Here is a 17,268-nt window from a genome sequence, read left to right on the forward strand (position 1 = left end):
AACCCATCCCCATGCGCACCCAGACCGTCGAAGCCGACATCATCGTCGTCGGCGGCGGCCTCGCCGGAGTGAGCGCCGCCGTCGCGGCCGCCCGCCTCGGCCGACGTACCGTGCTGATCAACAACCGGCCGGTACTCGGCGGCAACTCCTCGTCGGAGGTGAGGGTCTGGGTGTGCGGAGCGACCGCCCACGGCAACCAGCGGTGGGCGCGGGAGACCGGGATCATCGGCGAGATGTACCGGGAGAACCAGTTCCGCAACCCCGAGGGCAACCCCGTGTACTGGGACGACGTGGTGCTCGACATCGTGCGCCGCGAGCCCAACCTCACGCTGTTCCTGAACACGGAGGTGCTCGAGGCCGAGGCCACTGGACCCGACGACGCCCGTCGGGTCCGGTCGGTCACCGGCTGGACGATGGGCTCCGAGATCCGCACGGTCTTCCGCGGGCCCCTGTTCCTGGACTGCACGGGCGACGGGCTGGTCGGCCGTCTCGTCGGCGCCCGGCACCGGCTGGGCAAGGAGAGCCGCAGCGAGTTCGGTGAGGACTGGGCGCCCGAGCAGCCCGTGCGCGAGTTCCTCGGCTCGACGCTCCTCTTCTACACGAAGGATCTCGGGCACCCGGTGAAGTACGTCGCGCCGGAGAGCGCGAAGGACATCTCGACCACCCCGATCCCCTCGTCGCGCATCATCCGCAGCGGCGACAGCGGCGCGCACTACTGGTGGATCGAGTGGGGCGGCACGCTCGACATCGTCGACGACAACGAGGCGATCCGTGATGAGCTGCGGGCGGTGATCCTCGGCATCTGGGACCACATCAAGAACTCCGGCGAGTTCGACGCCGACAACCTGACACTGGAATGGATCGGCAACATCCCCGGCAAGCGCGAGTATCGGCGCTTCATCGGCGACTACACGCTGCGCCAGCAGGACATCCTGGAGCAGACGTCGTTCGACGACGGCATCGCGTTCGGCGGCTGGTCCATCGACCTGCATCCCGCCGAGGGCATGTACGCGACGGGGGCGGGCGCGGTGCAGCGTTTCTCGGACGGCGTCTTCGAGATCCCGTTCCGCTCGCTCTACTCCGTCAACGTCGACAACCTGCTGATGGCGGGCCGCGACATCTCGGCCACGCACATCGCGTTCGGCGCTGCCAGGGTGATGGCGACATGCGCCGCGATGGGCGAGGCCGCGGGCACCGCCGCCGCCCTCTGCTACGCCCACGACGCCACGCCCCGGGAGCTGTACGAGAACCACCGTGCGGAGCTCCGGCAGACGCTGCTGCGCGCCGACGCCTCCCTCATCGGCGTGGCGAACGAGGATCCCTCCGACCTCGCCCGCACCGCCACGGTCACCGCCTCCAGTGCGCTGCGCACGATCGGCACCCCGGAGAGCACCGTGGCCGCGGCGACCCCGCACGCCCTGACGGACGACCTCGGCGTCGTCGTCCCCGTGCACCCGCGCCTCGACACCACCGAGCTCCTGCTCAGCGCCGAGGCCGACACGCAGGTCACGGTGGAGGTCTGGTCCACGGGCCGGCCGCAGAACATCGTGCCCGCGATGCTCGAGCACCGCACGGTGATCGACGTCCCCGCCGGTGGTCCGTCCTGGGTGCGGGCGAAGACGCCTTTCGCGCCGGAGGACCCGCAGAACGCGATCGTCGTGCTCCGCGCGAACCCGCAGGTGCACGTGCAGCTCGCCTCCGAGCTGCCGCCAGGGGTGCTCACGCTCGTGCACCGCGTCGACAACGACGACCGCAACGTGCAGGTCGACCGCGACGGCCTCCTCGTGCAGTGGCCGACCAAGCCGCTGCGCGGCCGGGTGCCCGCGTTCCGCACGACCCCGGACTCCGAGGCCGTCGCGCCGGAGCGCGCCGTCTCCGGCTACAACCGTCCGTTCGGCGGACCGCACCTGTGGGCGTCCGCTCCGGAGGCGGAGGGCCCGCAGTGGCTGCGCCTGGACTGGGAGCAGCCGATCACGGCATCCGAGATCCGTCTCGTGTTCGACGACGACGTGGACCTGGAGCTCAACACCCTGCATCACCACCGCAGCCCCGACGAGGTGCTGCCCCAGCTCGTGCGCGACTATCGCGTCGAGGTGCAGCCGGAGGGCTCGGACGAGTGGCGCACCGTGGCCGAGGAGCGCGATAACCGCCATCGCCTGCGGGTGCATCCGCTGCCGGCGGACCTCGGCGCCTTCACGGCCGCCCGCCTCGTGGTGGAGCGGACGAACGGCGTCGCGGAGGCACGCGTGATCGCGTTCCGAGTGCAATCGTGACGGAGGGCGCTAACGTGAAGGGCATCCGTCGTCCCGGCGGAGACCGTCGTCCCTCCAGGAGGCCGCAGGTGACCACCTCGCCCGGCGGCCGCGTGCTCCCCGTCGCGCGGGCCACCCGCACGGGACTCATCGCGCTCGCTGTGCCGCATCTGGAGGAGCCGTACTTCGCGGAGCTCGGCTCGCGCATCGTCCGCGGCGCCGATGACCGGGGCCTGGCTGTGCTCATCGTGCAGACCGAGGGCGACCACGGCCGCGAGATCGACGTCGCCAACGGCGTCGGCCTGCCGCCCATCGACGGGCTCATCCACATCCCCCGCTCGCTCACGGTCGCCGACCTCACGCGCCGCACCTCCCCCGGGCCGCTGGTGCTGCTGGGCGAGCACATCCAGGTGAGCCCGTTCACGCACGTGACGATCGACAACCGGGCCGCCGCCTACACGGCCACCGAGCACCTGCTCGCGGTCGGCTGCCGCCGCATCGGTTTCGTCGGTCGCCGCGATGCCCGCCCGTCGGACGCCGCCGACCGTCGGCATGCCGGATACCTGGAGGCGCTGGCCGCCGCCGGAATCCCCGCCGATCCCGCACTCACCGCGCAGGTCGACGCCTTCACGGCCGAGGAGGGCGAACGTGTGGCGGGCGCCATGGCCGCCGCGGTCCCCGACCTCGACGGCATCGTCTGCTCGAACGACTCCGTTGCCCTCGGCGCCCTGGCCGCCCTTCAGGCCCAGGGACGGAACGTGCCGGGAGACGTCGCCGTCGTCGGCATCGACGACATCCGCGCCGCACGCTTCGCCGTCCCCGCCCTCAGCACCATCGCCCCCGACCACGCCCGCCTCGTGGACGCCGCGTTCACGGAGCTGGAACGGCAGATCGCCGCGCCCCCGGGAGCCGATCTCCCGGTGCGGCACGTGACGGTCGGCGCCCGGCTGATCCCGCGGGCGAGCACGGCCCGATGACGGCGGCGGACTCAGTCCGCGAGGGCCGTCGCGAGCGCACGTTCGTCGCCGCCGTCGCGCGGCGCGACGTGCAGGGTACCGACGTGGGCGGCGAGCAGCTCCCGCGCGGAGTCGTCGAGGCCGTCGTCGGTGATGAGGCGGTCGATGTCGCTGAGGTCGGCGACGGTCGTGAGTCCGACCACGCCCCAGCGGCTGTGCTCCGCGAGGACGACGACCTCCCGCCCCGCAGCCATGAGCGCCCGGTTGGTCTCGGCCTCCAGCAGGTTCATGGTCGTGATCCCGGCCTGCTCGTCGAGGCCGTGGGCGTCGAGGAACACGAGGTCGCAGTGCAGGTGCTCGAGGGCGCGAACGGCGACCGGCCCGACGAGCGCCTGCGAGGGCGTTCGCACGCCCCCGGTGAGCACGACCGTCTGCGTGTACGGAGCGTCCGCGCGATCCGGCGGCGAGAACAGGTCGGAGACCGGCAGAGCGTTCGTGACGACCGTGAGCTCGGGGACGCGCACGAGCTCCCGCGCGAGCGCCAGCGCCGTGGGTCCGCCGGAGATGCCGACGGCCATGCCCGGCTCGACGAGGTCCGCAGCCGCCGTGACGATCGCCCGTCGTTCGGCCGAGGCCGCGGGAGCCGGAGCCAGGCGCTGATGACCTCGCGCCCGCACGCCGCCGCGGATGCGCTCGACCGCACCCTCCTCGGCCAGCTGATCGATGTCGCGCCGCACCGTCATCTCGCTCACCTGCAGCGTCGCCGCGAGCTCGACGATGGAGGCGGTACCGCGATCGCGGGTCAGGGCGAGGATGCGCTCGCGGCGTTCCGTGACCAGCACGCGGTCTCCTTCCGATGGAGCCTCCAGTCTGCCACGCACCCCCGCCCGCCCCACTCCCGGAACAGGATCCCTCAGCCCGCATGACCTTCCCCGAGCCCTACGCCACCTGGTTCCCCGATGCCGCATTCGACGGCAGCTACGGCCGGACCGAAGCCGACCTCCGTGCCGTGCTCCCGGTGCCCGCGCCGCCCGGGTTCGTCGACCGCTGGCGACGCTGGCGGCGGGAGGCCGCCACGGTGGACGCGGCCCCCGTCGTCCTCTCCACCTCCGAGGAGCAGGGCCGTCGGGTCTCCGTCGTCGAGCATGCCGGCGTCGACGGCGTGCGACTGCGCGCCTGGGTCGTCGAGCCCCTCCACGGCATGCCCCGCGCGGGTGTCGTGCACGGGCACGGCTACGGGGGTCGGGAGGCGGTCGACCTCGCGCGGGTGCCGGACGACGTCGCGGCGATCTATCCCGTGGCCCGCGGGCTCGGCGTGCTGAACGCGGGTGTGGGTGCACCCGAGCCGACCCCGGAGCACGTGCTCGCGGGCATCGACGATCCGGAGCGCTACGTGCTCGGCCTCTGCGCGCGCGACCTGTGGCTGGCGGCCGACGTCCTCGTCTCGGTCGTCGGCGCGCTTCCTCTCTATTACGTCGGGGAGAGCTTCGGCGGCGGCATCGGCGCCCTCGCGCTGCCGTGGGACAACCGGTTCGTGGGGGCCACCCTGATCGTGCCGAGCTTCGGCCAGTACGACGAACGGCTGGCGGTGCCATGCCTGGGGAGCGGCGAGACCGTGCGTCAGCACGTGCAGCGCCACCCCGAGGCACGCGAGGTGCTGCGCTGGTTCGATTCCTCCACGAGCATCGGCTTCGCGGAGGTACCGGTCCGGGTGGAGGCGGCTCTCTGGGACCAGTACGTGCCGCCGCAGGGGCAGTTCGCGGTCGCCGCGGGGGCCCATGATCTCGAGCTGGCGGTGCTTCCGGCCGGCCATGCGGAGTATCCCGGGTGGGACGACGTGACGGCGGCCGCGATCCGCGACGGGCGCGCACATCTCGAGCGCGCGCTTGCCCGCTGAGACCGCCGCATGCGCGGCTCCTCGCGCGCGGGAGAGCACTGGACGCAACCTGTCATAACAGGTACAGTGAGCTTGTCATTACAGGTTGCGCGACGACGCAGCACCCGTTTCGAGGAGCATGGATGCCCGAGTACCAGACCCCGCCGATCTCCCCGATGGCGATCGCCTTCGACGCCGAGAAGCTCACCCTCTCCCCCGAAGGCCCCACGCTGACCCGGCGGATGTCCGACCTCGAGGGCCTGTTCCGCGACCACGACGCCTGGGCGGCCGCCGCCGCGGGCGAGGACCCGATCGTCTACACCGTCGTCAGCTCCCCTGTGCCCGAGATCGAGCGCGAGCTGCCACAGTCGATCACGACGATCATGCCCGGCGACACCGGCGGCGAGCTCTGGATGACCAAGGGCCACCAGCACCCCGACCACCAGGGCGAGATCTACCTCGCGCTGCACGGCCGCGGCGGACTGCTCATGTTCGACGGCGAGCGCACTGAATGGCTCGACATGCTCCCGGGCACCATCGGCTACATCCCGCCGGGCTGGGCGCACCGCTCCGTGAACACCGGGGACGAGCCCTACTCCTTCCTCGCCGTGTACCCGGGTGGTGCCGGCCACGACTACGGCTGGGTGCTGGAGCACGGCATGGGCTCGCGGGCGTTCCGCGCGGAGTCCGGCGTCGACCTGCGTCCCTACGCGGAATAGGCTCCGGCCATGATCATCGCCCACGACCTCGGCACGACCGGGAACAAGGCGTCCCTGCACCACGACGACGGCCGCCTGATCGCCGCGGTCACGGTGCCGTATCCGGCGCATTTCGCGGCCGGCGGCGTCGCCGAGCAGAACCCGGCCGACTGGTGGCACGCGGTCGTCACGGCGACCCGCGATCTGCTCGCGCGCACCGGTACCGCCGCCGCCGACGTCGCCGGGCTCGTGGTCAGCGGGCAGATGATGGGCGCCGTGCTCCTCGATGCCGACGGAGAGCCCGCGCGGCCGGCGATCATCTGGGCCGACACCCGCGCCGGCGCCCAGCAGCGCGAGCTCGAGGCGGCGGTCGGCGCCGAGCGCGCGTACGGCATCCTCGGTCATCGCCTCAACCCCACCTATTCGATCGAGAAGGTCATGTGGGTCCGGGACAACGAACCCGAGGTGTGGGAGCGCGTGCGCCGGGTGTGCGTGGCCAAGGACTTCATCGTGCTGCGGCTGACCGGGCGGTTGGCCACCGACCGTTCGGACGCCTCCGGCACGAACGCGTACGACCAGGTCGCCGGCACGTGGTCCCCCGAGATCCTCACCGCCGCGCGGCTCGATCCCGCCCTGTTTCCCGAGATCCTGGAGTCGACGCAGATCGCGGGCCCGCTCACGGCCGCCGCGGCCGAAGCGCTCGGGCTGCACACCGGCGTCCGGGTCGTCATGGGCGGCGGCGACGGACCGCTCGCCGCGGTCGGCTCCGGAATCGTGGCACCCGAGGACGGCGCCTATGTCTGCCTCGGCACCTCGTCGTGGATCTCCTTCGCGGCGGACGCCCCGCTGCACGACCCCGCGATGCGGACCTTCACCTTCGACAACGTCGTCCCCGGCTCATTCGTGCCGACCGCGACCATGCAGGCCGGCGGCGCCTCCGTGCAGTGGATCGCCGAAGCCCTCTCCGTCGACCCCGCGCACCCGGAGACGGGGCGCCTCGTCGCCGAGGCCGCGAGCGACGTCGACACCGACGACCTCTACTTCCTTCCCTACCTGCTCGGCGAGCGCTCCCCGCTGTGGGATCCCGACGCGCGCGGCGCGTTCGTCGGCCTCGCCCGCCACCACGGGCGCGCCCACCTCGTGCGCGCCGTGCTGGAGGGGACGGCGTTCAACCTCCTCACCTGCATCCAGGCGTTCCGCGAGGCCGGGGCGACGATCGACCGCATCGACGCGGTCGGCGGCGGGGCGCAGAGCGACGTCTACCTCGCCGTCCTCGCCGACGTCTGGGGAGTGCCGGTTCGTCGCCGCACCATCGTGGAGGAGGCGAACAGCCTCGGTGCCGCGGTCACGGGAGCCGTCGGTCTCGGCCTCACCGACTTCTCCGCCGCCCGAGCGCTCAGCGAGGTCACCGCCGAGTTCACGCCCGACCCCTCCCGGCATGCGGTCTACGCCGAGCGCCACGCCCGCTTCACGGACGCGTACACGGCCCTCGCACCGTGGTTCGCCGGAAGGCCGCACTGATGGGCGTCATCCTCGTCACGAGCCGCTCCTTCTCGGACGGCGACCTCGACCTCGTCGGGCGCGCCGCGCAGGCCGGACACCGTATCCTCCGTGGACCCGCGCATCACGACCTCGACGAGCTGCGGGTGCTGCTTCATGGCGCCGACGCCTGGATCGCCGGCACCGGACCGGTCACCGACGCGCACCTCGCCGCCGGCCCGAAGCTCAAGGTCGTGGCGCGCTACGGGGTCGGCACCGAGGCGGTGGACCTCGCGGCGGCACGCGAGCGCGGCATCCCGGTCACGAACACCCCCGGCGCGAACGCCGACGCGGTGGCCGACCACGCGGTCGGCCTCATGCTCGCCGCCCTGCGCACCATCCCGGACGGCGACCGCCGGGTGCGGCACGGCGACTGGACCGTGCGCCGCGGACGGGAACTCGGCGCGGCGACCGTCGGCATCGTCGGCTTCGGGCGGATCGGCCAGGGGGTCGCGCGGCGACTGGGCGGGTTCGGTCCGCGGCTGCTCGCATCCGATCCGTTCCTGCCCCCCGACCTCGTGCGGGACTGCGGCGCCGAACCCGTCGACCTCGACGACCTGTTCCGCACCGCCGATGTGATCACCCTGCACGCCCCCGGCGGGCAACAGCTCGTCGACGCCGACCGCCTCGCCGGGATGCGACCGGGCACCGTGCTCGTCAACACCGCCCGCGGCGACCTCGTGGACGAGCAGGCCGTGGCCGACGCGCTCCGCGACGGCATCCTCGCCGGGTACGCGGCGGACACCCTCGACGGCGACACGGCCGCGCACGACAGCCCCCTGCTCGACCCGGCGCTCGCCGACCGCGTCATCGTCACCCCGCACCTCGGTGCCCAGACCACCCAGGCGGTCGACAACATGGGGGCGCTGTCCCTCGACGACGTGATCGCGGTCCTCCGTGGCGCCGACCCCGCCCACCCCGTCCCCGTCCCCGCGTCCGCCCCCGAGGAGAACCGATGACCACCGCCGCGACGCCCTCCGCACCGCCCGCCACCGCCGACTACATGGGCTTCGTGGGCGTCACCACCGCCTCGTCGTCGATCATGAAGGTGTTCCCGCTGTGGGCCGACATCCTCGGCCTCCCCACCCGGACCCTCGTCGGCCACGACCTGCCGATGGATGCCGACCCCGCGCAGTACCGCGCCATGGTCGAACAGATCCGCGACGACCCGCACCACCGCGGCGCGCTCGTCACCACGCACAAGATGAACGTGTACGCGGCGGCGTCCGACCTGTTCGACGAGCTCGATCCGTTCGCGGTGTCCTGCGCCGAGATCTCGAGCATCGCCAAGCGCGGCTCCACGCTGTCCGGCCGCGCGAAGGACCCGATCACGGTCGACCTGGCGCTGCGCGACTTCCTGCCCGCCGATCACTTCGCGCGCACCAGTGCCGAGGTTGTCATCCTCGGGGCCGGTGGTTCCGGCACCGCCCTGAGCTGGGCCCTCGCCGAGCGGGACGACGCGCCCGGGCGCATCACCGTCACCGCGCGCACCCGGGACAAGCTCGACCACCTCCGCGAGGTGCACCGCCAGCACGGCACTCCCGAGGGGCTGCTCCGCTACGTCGTCACCGAGACGCCGGAGGAGGCCGACGCTCTGGTCACGGCCGCCCCCGCGGGATCGGTCATCGCGAACGCCACCGGGCTCGGCAAGGACCGCCCCGGGTCGCCCCTGACCGACGCGGTCGTCTTCCCCCAGGGCGCGTACGTGTGGGAGTTCAACTACCGCGGATCGCTGGAGTTCCTGCACCAGGCCGAGGCGCAGGAGGACGATCGCGCGCTGCACGTGGTCGACGGGTGGCGGTACTTCATCCACGGCTGGTCGCAGGTCGTGGCGGACGTGTTCGACCTCGACCTCACGCCCGAGACCGTCGAGCGCCTCGCGGAGGCTGCGGAGTCGGTGCGCTGATGCCCGCCGTGCGGACCGTCCTCGGCGACATCGACCCGTCGCAACTCGGGCGCGTGGACTACCACGAGCACCTGTTCCAGGTGTCGCCGCTGCTGGTCGGGGACGAGCTCGACGACGAGGACGCGTCCGGCGAGGAGGCCGGTCTGCTGCGGGCGAGCGGCTTCGAGGCCATGGTCGACGCCACGCCGTTCGGCCTGGGCCGCGACCCCGCCGCCGTCGCCCGCATCAGCGCCGCGACCGGGCTGCATGTCGTCGCGACGACCGGTCGACACCGTGAGGCCCACTACGGCCCCGACCACCCGATGCAGGTGTGGGGCGCCGACCGCCTGGCCGCCCTGTTCGTGTCCGACCTCACGCGCGGGATGCCGGCGGATGACGCCGCGGTGTTCGAGACGCCAGACGTGCCCCTCGCCGCGGGCCCTGGAGGGGAGCCCGTGCGCGCCGGGATGCTGAAGGGCGGCGCCGACTACTGGCGCATCAGCCCGTTCGAGCGGACGACCCTGGTCGCCGTCGCCCGGGCGCACCGGGAGACGGGAGCGCCCGTCATGGTGCATCTGGAGTTCGGCACCGCGGCCCACGAGGTCCTCGATCTCCTGGAGGCCGAGGGGGTGGCAGCGGATCGCGTCGTCCTGGCCCACGCCGACCGTGACCCCGACCCCGGTCTGCACGTCTCGCTCGCCGAGCGCGGTGCCCACCTCGGCTACGACGGCTTCGCCCGCCCGCGCACCCGCTCCGACGCCGAGCTGCTGGCCCTCACGGTCGCCGTGGTGGAGCGGGGTGCCGGTGACCGGATCCTGCTCGGGGGCGACGTCGCCCGGCGCACCCGATACATCGCGTACGGCGGCATGCCCGGTCTCGCCTACCTCGGCGACCGCTACCTTCCCCGGCTCCGCGAGGCCGTGGGTGACGACGCCGTGCACCGGATGCTCGTGACGACCCCCGCGCGTCTCCTGACCCTCCACTCCTGACCACCCGAACCCGAGGAGTCGTCATGCCCGAACCCACCGTCCTCCACGCCGTCTTCACCGCGCAGCCCGGAGCCGCCGACCGGGTCGCCGCGCTGCTGCGGGACTTCGCCGAGGTCGTCCGCGCCGAGGAGGGCAACATCGTCTTCGAGGCCCACCGCCTCGTCGACGACCCTGACCGCTTCTTCGTCTACGAGGTCTACCGCGACGAGGACGCCTTCCAGGCCCATCTGCACGCGCCCGCCGGCATCCCCTTCAACGCCGCGCTCCAGGAACTCATCGTCGAGCCCACCTCGATCCTCACGTTCCTCCGCCCCCTCTGACCCCCCTCTGACCCCCCCCTCCGTCTCCCCTCTCCGTCTCCCCTCTCCGTCTCCCCTCTCCGTCTCCCCTCTCCGTCTCCCTGTTTCACCTGCACGACCTCGCCACGCCCGCACGCCCATTCCGGCCTCCCCGTCGTACCCCCGTCCTCCCGTCGTGCATCCGCCCCTCGTCGTGCCCACGTCCGTCCTTCTGGCTGACCGTCCCCCGTGCCACACGGCTCCGCTCGGCCCTCCGGTTTCGCCTGCACACCCCTGTCACGACGGCACGACCGAACCGCTCACCCGGTCACACATCGGTCCCCGCGTCGTGCATCCGCACCTTGGGCTCACCGTCCCCGGCCGAACGACTCCACTCGGCCATCCGGTTTCACCTGCACACCCCTGCCACGACGGCACGACCGAACCGCCCACCCGGTCACACATCGGTCCCCACGTCGTGCATCCGTCCCACCCTCGGTCCCATCCCAGGCCCGACCCAGATCCAGACCCCAGACCCATCCCAGACCCAGACCCCAGACCCCAGGCCGACCCGACCCGCCCCCGGACCCTGTTCATCTGCACGACCCCGACACGGGCGCACGAGGAAACCGGGGTTCCGATCGTGCATCCGCCCCGGGGTCGTGCAATCGGACCGACGATCGACCACGGATCACGGATCACGGACCCACGGATCACGGACCACGGACCACGGACCCGGAACACCACTGAACACGACGAAGCCCCCCGCCCGAAGGCGAGGGGCTCCGTCGTGCGGGTCACTCGTAGAGGACCGCGGCGATCTTGTCGTCGTCGATGTTGTTCTTGTCGTACCAGTAGGAACCGGTGTCGTAGAACTCCTCGACGTCGTCGCCGTTGGCCGCGTCGTAGGCCGCCTGCACGACCTGGGCGCCGATGCCGATCGGGTCCTGCGTGATGGCGCCGGCCATCGTGCCGTCCTTGATGGCGTTGATCTGGGCTGCACCGGAGTCGAAGCCGACGATGGTGATCTTGCCCTTCTCCAGGCCGAGCTCGTTCACGGCGTTCACGACGCCGATGGCCGAGCCCTCGTTGGTGCCGTAGATGCCCTTGAGGTCGGGGTGCGCCGCGATGAGAGTCTTGGCGATGTCGGCCGACTTCAGGTGGTCGCCGTCACCGTACTGGATGTCGACGATCTCGATGTCGGGGTAGTCCGCCTCGATCTTCTCGACGAAGCCGTCGCGACGCTCGACACCCGTCGAGTTGATCTGCGAATGACCGACGATGGCGACCTCGCCCTCGCCACCGATCAGCTCGGCCATGTGCTCGGCCGCCAGCGCGCCGGCGACCTTGCTGTCCGTCGCGGAGAGGCTGAGTCCGACGTCGCCGTTGCACGGGGCGTCGAAGTAGACGACGGGGATGTCCTTCGACTTCGCCTGCTCGAGCGGGGCGACGCACGCCTCGGGGTCGAGGGCGGCGTAGGCGATGGCGTCCGGGCTCTTGTCGATCGCGGCGGTCAGCATCTCGAGCTGCTGCGCGATCTCGGTCTCGGCGGCCGGGCCCTCGAAGGTGATCTTGACGCCCAGCTCCTGGGCCTTCTCCTCCGCACCCTTCTTGACGGCCTGCCAGAACTGGTGCTGGAAGCCCTTCGAGACCATGGCGATGTACATCTCGCCGTCGCTGCTGCCGGTGTCGCCGCCCGAGCCCTCTTCGATCACGTCGCCGCCGCCGGCACAGCCGGCGAACACGAGCGCGGATGCGGCCACGAGTGCCGCGAATGCGGTCTTCTTGCCGAATTTCATGGAAACTCCGTTGTTCTGTGTGGGTGCCGGCCAGGACCGGCGGGTGGACATTCGTGGTGCCTGTGCGGAGGGTTCCGCGGGGTCCGGCCGGAGCCGGGGACGGCGGCGGGCACGGGTTTCGCCGCCGCCGTGTCTCAGGTCCGCTGGCGGTTGCGCAGCGAGTCGAGGAAGACGGCCAGCAGGACGACGACGCCGACGACGATGTTCTGCCACTCCGGCTGGATCGACATGATCCGGAGGCCGTTGACCAGGACGCTCATGATGAGCGCACCGATCACGGTGCCGAGGATCGAGCCGCGGCCGCCGAGCAGCGAGGTGCCGCCGATGATCACGGCCGCGATGGCCTGCAGCTCGTAGCCCGTGCCGATCTGCGGCTGGGCCGAGTCGAGGCGGGCGGCGATAACGATGCCGGCGATGCCGGTGAAGGCGCCGGCGAACATGTAGATGAGGATCGTCCAGCGGCGCGTGTTGACGCCGGAGAGGCGCGTGGCCTCCTCGTTCGATCCGATCGCGAACGTGTACCGCCCGAGGAGCGTCTTCGACAGCACGAGCCAGGCGACGATCGCGAGGGCCGCGGTGATGAGCACCGCGTTCGGGATGCCGGGGATGAGCACGCCGAGCGCGATCTTCTTGAAGTCGGGAGCCGAGGTCGAGAAGTAGATCGGCGCGACGTTCGAGATGACGAGGGCGAGGCCGCCGGCGATCATCATCATGGCCAGCGTCGCGATGAACGGCGGCAGCCGCAGGAAGGTGATGTTGACGCCGTTCACCAGACCCATGAGCACACCGGTCGCGATGCCGCCGAGCACGCCCACCCACACGGGCAGGCCCAGGTTGGTGATGAGCACACCCGTCATCACGGCGCAGAGCGCCATGCCGGTGCCGATCGACAGATCGATGCCGCCGGTGATGATGACGAACGTCGTGCCGAGGGCGAGGATGCCGATGACCGCGGTGGACAGCAGCACCGTGGCGATGTTGCTGAAGGTGAAGAAGTTCGGGCTGGCGATCGAGAAGAAGATGACCAGGACGATCAGGGTGCCGAACGCGAGCGACTGCTGGAACTGCCGCTTGAGGAACCCGGCGACGTCGCGCTTGTCGGTGTCCTCGTTGACGGCCGTCTGGATGATCGTCGTCGTCGACGATCCGGACTGCTGTGGGGTGCTCATCAGTCTTCCTCCCCGTGGGCTGCGAGTTGCATGATCTTCTCCTGGCTGGCTTCCTCGTTGCGGAGCGTCCCGGTGATGCGGCCGTTCGCGAACACGGCGATGCGGTTCGCGACCCGGAGGATCTCGGGGAGCTCCGACGAGATGACGATGATGGACTTGCCCGCGTCGGCGAGCTGCTGCATGAGGCGGTAGATCTCCTCCTTCGCACCGACGTCGATGCCTCGCGTCGGCTCGTCGAAGATGAGGATGTCGCAGTCGCGCATCAGCCACCGGGCGATGACGACCTTCTGCTGGTTCCCTCCGGAGAGGAGCTTGACGACCTGGTTGACCGAGGGGGTCTTCACCCGCAGCTGCTGGACGTATTCCTTGGTGCGGTTCTTCGCCTTGCTGTCACCCATCCAGCCGATGCCGTTGGCGTAGGAGCCGAGGGACGCGAGCACGGTGTTGAAGGTGACGTCCTGCTCGAGCATGAGGCCGAGCAGCTTGCGATCCTCGGAGAGGTAGCCGACGCCGTGCTTGACCGCGTCCGCGGGCTGCGCGATGCGGACGGTGCGCCCGCCGATCGTGATCGTGCCGCCGTCGCGGTGGTCGGCGCCGATGACGGCACGGGCGGTCTCGGTGCGGCCGGCGCCCATGAGGCCGGCGAATCCGAGGATCTCGCCCTTGTGCAGCTGGAACGACACGTCCTTGAGAAGCTTCCGCGTGGAGAGCCCCTGCACGTCGAGCACGATGGGGTCGTTGAGATGCTCCCGCGCCTGCGGACGCGTGCCCTCGTCGATCACGCGGCCGACCATCATCTCGATGATCGTCGGAATCGTGATCTCGGACTTGTCGAGTGATCCGATGTATGTGCCGTCGCGGAGCACGGTCACGCGGTCGGCGAGGCGGCGCAACTCGTCCATGCGGTGCGAGATGTAGACGATGCCGGTGCCCCGCGCCTTGAGCTGCTCGATGAGGACGAAGAGGGTCTCGACCTCGCTGTCGGTGAGGGCCGACGTCGGCTCGTCCATGATGAGGACCTTGGCGTTGAAGGACAGCGCCTTGGCGATCTCGACCATCTGCTGCTCGGCCACCGTCAGCTCTCCCACGCGCTGGCGGGGGTCGAGGTGGATGTCCAAACGCTGCAGCAGCTCGGCCGTCTGCCGGTTGAGCTTCCGCTCCGACAGGAACGGGCCCGTCGTGGGCTCGCGGCCGACGTAGATGTTCTGCGCGACCGTGAGGTCGGGCATCAGGTTGAGCTCCTGGTGGATGATCGTGATCCCCAGCTCCTGCGCCTGCAGCGGGCTGGTGAGCTCGACCTCCTGCCCCTCGAACGTGATCGTGCCCTCGTCCTTGGTGTAGATCCCGGAGAGGATCTTCATCAGGGTGGACTTGCCGGCACCGTTCTCACCCACGAGGACGAGCACCTCGCCGGCGCGCACCTCGAGATGCACGTCCTTCAGCGCCTGGACACCGGGGAATCCCTTGCTGATCCCCTCGACCCTCAGGATGGGTCCACTCATGCGCTCACCTGCTTCCTTGAAGGTTCTGTCGCGATTTCGGCGGACCGTTCCGCCGTAAACATCGGATCAATTCTGCGTCCTGCACCCGGGTCAGTGCAAGTTGTATCTAAATGTATCTAACGATCGGCGGCGGGGGAAGACCTGTAATAACATCTTGATCTCGAAGCGCCCGCGGGTCTCAGTGGAGGCGGATGGAGTCGACCGCCACGAGCTTGTCGCGGATGTAGGCGTTCGCGTGCGCCCCGAGTTCGTCGTTGTCCGTCCAGAGGTTGCGCCAGATGCCGAGCATGCGGCTGAGGTCAGGCGCGACCACGGCCGAGGAGAACGACTCGAACACGATGGGGCCGTCGTAGCCGATGCGTCCGAGCGCCTTGAAGAACGTGTCGAAGTCGACCGTCCCGGTGCCGAGATAGCCGCGGTGGCTCTCGCCGATGTGCACGTACCGCAGGGCCGGGGCCGCATCGAGCACCGGCGCGAACATATCCGACTCCTCGATGTTCATGTGGTACGTGTCCAGGTGGATGCCGAGGTTCGGACGGTCGACCTCAGCGAGGTACGCCAGCGCCTGCCGCGCGGTGTTCAGCACGTTGGTCTCGTAGCGGTTGACGACCTCGAGCGAGACGGAGACTCCCCGCTCGGCGGCGTGGTCGGCCACTCGGGCGATGGTCCGACGGCTCGAGGCGAGACCCTCGGGCGTGACCGGATCCATGTACTTCTTCATCGCGCTGTAGATCACCCCGCAGAAGTGCGTACCGCCGAGCTCGGCGAGCACGTCGACCGCGCGGAGCAGGAGCGCCTCGCCCGCGGCCACCACGGCGGGGTCACCGCTGGTGATGTCGGTCTCGTCGGAGAGCCCGAGCGAGGCGCTGACCGCGAGTCCGTGCTTCGCGAGGGCGGCCTTCGCGGCGGCGACGTCGAACGAGAACGGATCCATCAGCGGGAACTCGATGAGGTCGAAGCCCGCCTGCTTCGTCTTCTCGACCGCGAGCCGGATGCCGTCCGCGTCGAAGGTCCCCGTCCAGACGAGTCCGTGGCAGCCGATGTTCATGAGCTCTCCTCCGGCGGGTGTCCGGCACCGTCGCCGCGCGGACTTGGCACGTTACAAGTCCGGTGTGCGAGTCACGCTACGTCTCCGTCGAGCGGGGTGTCAAGAACTTTCTTGGCACGTTACAAGTCCTCCGCTAGCCTGGGCCTCATCCGGCCGCACACCGACGGCCCCACCGCCGAAGGAGACCCATGTCCGCGAGCGTGAAGGACGTCGCGGCTCTCGCGGGGGTCTCGGCATCGACCGTGTCGAACTACCTCAATCACCCGCACGTCCTCGGCGCCGCCAGCCGCGAGCGGGTGCGCGCCGCGATCGCCGAGCTCGGCTTCGTGCCGAACGAGTCGGCTCGCCAGCTCCGCGCGGGATCGAGCAAGGCCCTCGCCCTCATCCTCCTCGACGCCTGGCTGCCGTACTTCAACGACCTCTCCCGCGGCGTCGACGACGTGGCGCGGGAGGGCGGCTGGTCGCTCTTCTTCAGCGACAGCGCCCGCGACGTCGCCCGCGAGGAGCAGAACATCGACATGTTCGAGGCCCACCGGGTGCAGGGCATCATCATCTATCCGCGCGGCGATGTCGTGCCGCGGCTGGAGCAACTCGCGACCCGCGGGATCCGCTCGGTGGTCGTCGGCCCCATCCGGGATTCGCCCTCCGTGGCCGCGGTCACCTTCGACGACCGCGGCGGAGGACGGCTGGCCGGCGAGCACCTGCTGTCCCTCGGCCGACGCCGCATCCTCTTCCTCGGAGCCCCGACGGTCAGCCAATCGAACGACCGCCTCGCCGGCCTGCGCGATGCGGTGGCGGGCACGGACGTCCGCGTCTCCGTCCTCGACGTCGAGCATCTGGCGACCGAGGACGGCCTCCGCGCCGGGGCAGGCCTCGTCGAGCTCCCGGCGGAAGAGCGCCCGGACGCGGTCTTCGCCGCGAACGACGGGGTGGCCCTCGGTGTGCTGACGCAGCTGCTCCGCCACGGCATCCGGGTGCCGGAGGAGATCGCCCTCGTCGGCTTCGACGACGTGGCCGCCGCACACCAGGGCGTGGTGCCGCTGACGAGCGTGCGGCAGCCCGGCTACGAGATCGGCCGCGCCGCCGGGGCCGCGCTGCTGCAACTCCTCGCCGATCCGACCGCTCCCCCGCCGGCGCCGACGCCGTTCCCGGCCGAGCTCATCGTGCGGGAGTCCACCGTCGGGCGGTGAACCCGGCGTTCACAACTCAGGAGAAGAGCGCGGCTCCGCGTCGAAACGGCCCGTCCAGCCGCTTTCGCCGACGCAGCTCCTGAGCTG

Annotated in this window: 15 protein-coding genes; 10 read left to right on the forward strand and 5 right to left on the reverse strand. The window is 70.9% G+C overall.

The window, feature by feature from the left end:
• The first annotated feature begins 11 nt into the window (after positions 1 to 11).
• Both ACIGJI_RS13520 and ACIGJI_RS13525 read left to right on the forward strand, forming a co-directional pair.
• Positions 12 to 2,273 (forward strand): FAD-dependent oxidoreductase, encoded by a 2,262-nt coding sequence (locus ACIGJI_RS13520; protein ID WP_363446417.1) that lies wholly within the window; start codon positions 12 to 14, stop codon positions 2,271 to 2,273.
• A 68-nt stretch (positions 2,274 to 2,341) separates the two neighbouring features.
• Complete coding sequence (locus ACIGJI_RS13525; protein WP_363446415.1) at positions 2,342 to 3,229, forward strand: substrate-binding domain-containing protein; 888 nt, start codon at positions 2,342 to 2,344, stop codon at positions 3,227 to 3,229.
• 11 nt (positions 3,230 to 3,240) lie between these two features.
• Here ACIGJI_RS13525 and ACIGJI_RS13530 read toward each other — a convergent pair whose 3' ends face one another.
• A complete protein-coding gene (locus ACIGJI_RS13530) occupies positions 3,241 to 4,050 on the reverse strand; it encodes a DeoR/GlpR family DNA-binding transcription regulator (RefSeq protein ID WP_363446413.1) in 810 nt (269 codons plus the stop codon).
• Positions 4,051 to 4,130: 80 nt separating this feature from the next.
• On the opposite strand from ACIGJI_RS13530, the gene ACIGJI_RS13535 reads away from it, so the two are divergent.
• The 7 genes from ACIGJI_RS13535 (at position 4,131) to ACIGJI_RS13565 (ending at position 10,515) form a co-directional block, all read left to right on the forward strand.
• Positions 4,131 to 5,105 (forward strand): acetylxylan esterase, encoded by a 975-nt coding sequence (locus tag ACIGJI_RS13535; RefSeq protein WP_363446411.1) that lies wholly within the window; start codon positions 4,131 to 4,133, stop codon positions 5,103 to 5,105.
• Positions 5,106 to 5,227: 122 nt separating this feature from the next.
• Positions 5,228 to 5,803, forward strand: a complete 576-nt coding sequence (locus tag ACIGJI_RS13540) for a glucose-6-phosphate isomerase family protein (RefSeq protein ID WP_025105385.1) — start codon at positions 5,228 to 5,230, stop codon at positions 5,801 to 5,803.
• A 9-nt stretch (positions 5,804 to 5,812) separates the two neighbouring features.
• Positions 5,813 to 7,303, forward strand: a complete 1,491-nt coding sequence (gene xylB, locus ACIGJI_RS13545; protein WP_363446409.1) for a xylulokinase — start codon at positions 5,813 to 5,815, stop codon at positions 7,301 to 7,303.
• Complete coding sequence (locus ACIGJI_RS13550) at positions 7,303 to 8,280, forward strand: phosphoglycerate dehydrogenase (RefSeq protein ID WP_363446407.1); 978 nt, start codon at positions 7,303 to 7,305, stop codon at positions 8,278 to 8,280. Before xylB ends, ACIGJI_RS13550 begins: the two co-directional genes overlap by 1 nt.
• Complete coding sequence (locus ACIGJI_RS13555; RefSeq protein ID WP_363446405.1) at positions 8,277 to 9,227, forward strand: shikimate dehydrogenase; 951 nt, start codon at positions 8,277 to 8,279, stop codon at positions 9,225 to 9,227. Before ACIGJI_RS13550 ends, ACIGJI_RS13555 begins: the two co-directional genes overlap by 4 nt.
• On the forward strand, positions 9,227 to 10,195 hold the full coding sequence (locus ACIGJI_RS13560; protein WP_363446403.1) for an aryldialkylphosphatase: 969 nt from the start codon (positions 9,227 to 9,229) through the stop codon (positions 10,193 to 10,195). The genes ACIGJI_RS13555 and ACIGJI_RS13560 overlap by 1 nt, the downstream gene beginning before the upstream one ends.
• Positions 10,196 to 10,218: 23 nt before the next feature.
• A complete protein-coding gene (locus ACIGJI_RS13565; protein WP_268777040.1) occupies positions 10,219 to 10,515 on the forward strand; it encodes a putative quinol monooxygenase in 297 nt (98 codons plus the stop codon).
• Between the two features lie 755 nt (positions 10,516 to 11,270).
• On the opposite strand, the gene ACIGJI_RS13570 is transcribed toward ACIGJI_RS13565, so the two are convergent.
• The 4 genes from ACIGJI_RS13570 to ACIGJI_RS13585 form a co-directional block, all read right to left on the reverse strand.
• On the reverse strand, positions 11,271 to 12,272 hold the full coding sequence (locus ACIGJI_RS13570) for an ABC transporter substrate-binding protein (protein WP_363446401.1): 1,002 nt from the start codon (positions 12,270 to 12,272) through the stop codon (positions 11,271 to 11,273).
• A 134-nt stretch (positions 12,273 to 12,406) separates the two neighbouring features.
• Positions 12,407 to 13,441, reverse strand: a complete 1,035-nt coding sequence (locus tag ACIGJI_RS13575; protein WP_025105378.1) for an ABC transporter permease — start codon at positions 13,439 to 13,441, stop codon at positions 12,407 to 12,409.
• Positions 13,441 to 14,943: a sugar ABC transporter ATP-binding protein gene (locus ACIGJI_RS13580; protein WP_025105377.1), complete on the reverse strand. Its 1,503-nt coding sequence runs from the start codon at positions 14,941 to 14,943 to the stop codon at positions 13,441 to 13,443. The genes ACIGJI_RS13575 and ACIGJI_RS13580 overlap by 1 nt, the downstream gene beginning before the upstream one ends.
• 178 nt (positions 14,944 to 15,121) lie before the next feature.
• Positions 15,122 to 15,991, reverse strand: coding sequence for a sugar phosphate isomerase/epimerase (locus ACIGJI_RS13585; RefSeq protein WP_268777039.1), 870 nt, complete (start codon positions 15,989 to 15,991; stop codon positions 15,122 to 15,124).
• A gap of 188 nt (positions 15,992 to 16,179) precedes the next feature.
• On the opposite strand from ACIGJI_RS13585, the gene ACIGJI_RS13590 reads away from it, so the two are divergent.
• Positions 16,180 to 17,181 (forward strand): LacI family DNA-binding transcriptional regulator, encoded by a 1,002-nt coding sequence (locus ACIGJI_RS13590; RefSeq protein WP_187662520.1) that lies wholly within the window; start codon positions 16,180 to 16,182, stop codon positions 17,179 to 17,181.
• The last annotated feature ends 87 nt before the right edge of the window (positions 17,182 to 17,268 follow it).

Origin of the sequence: Microbacterium sp. NPDC064978 (assembly GCF_044543605.1) — a bacterium.
Taxonomy (GTDB): domain Bacteria; phylum Actinomycetota; class Actinomycetes; order Actinomycetales; family Microbacteriaceae; genus Microbacterium; species Microbacterium meiriae.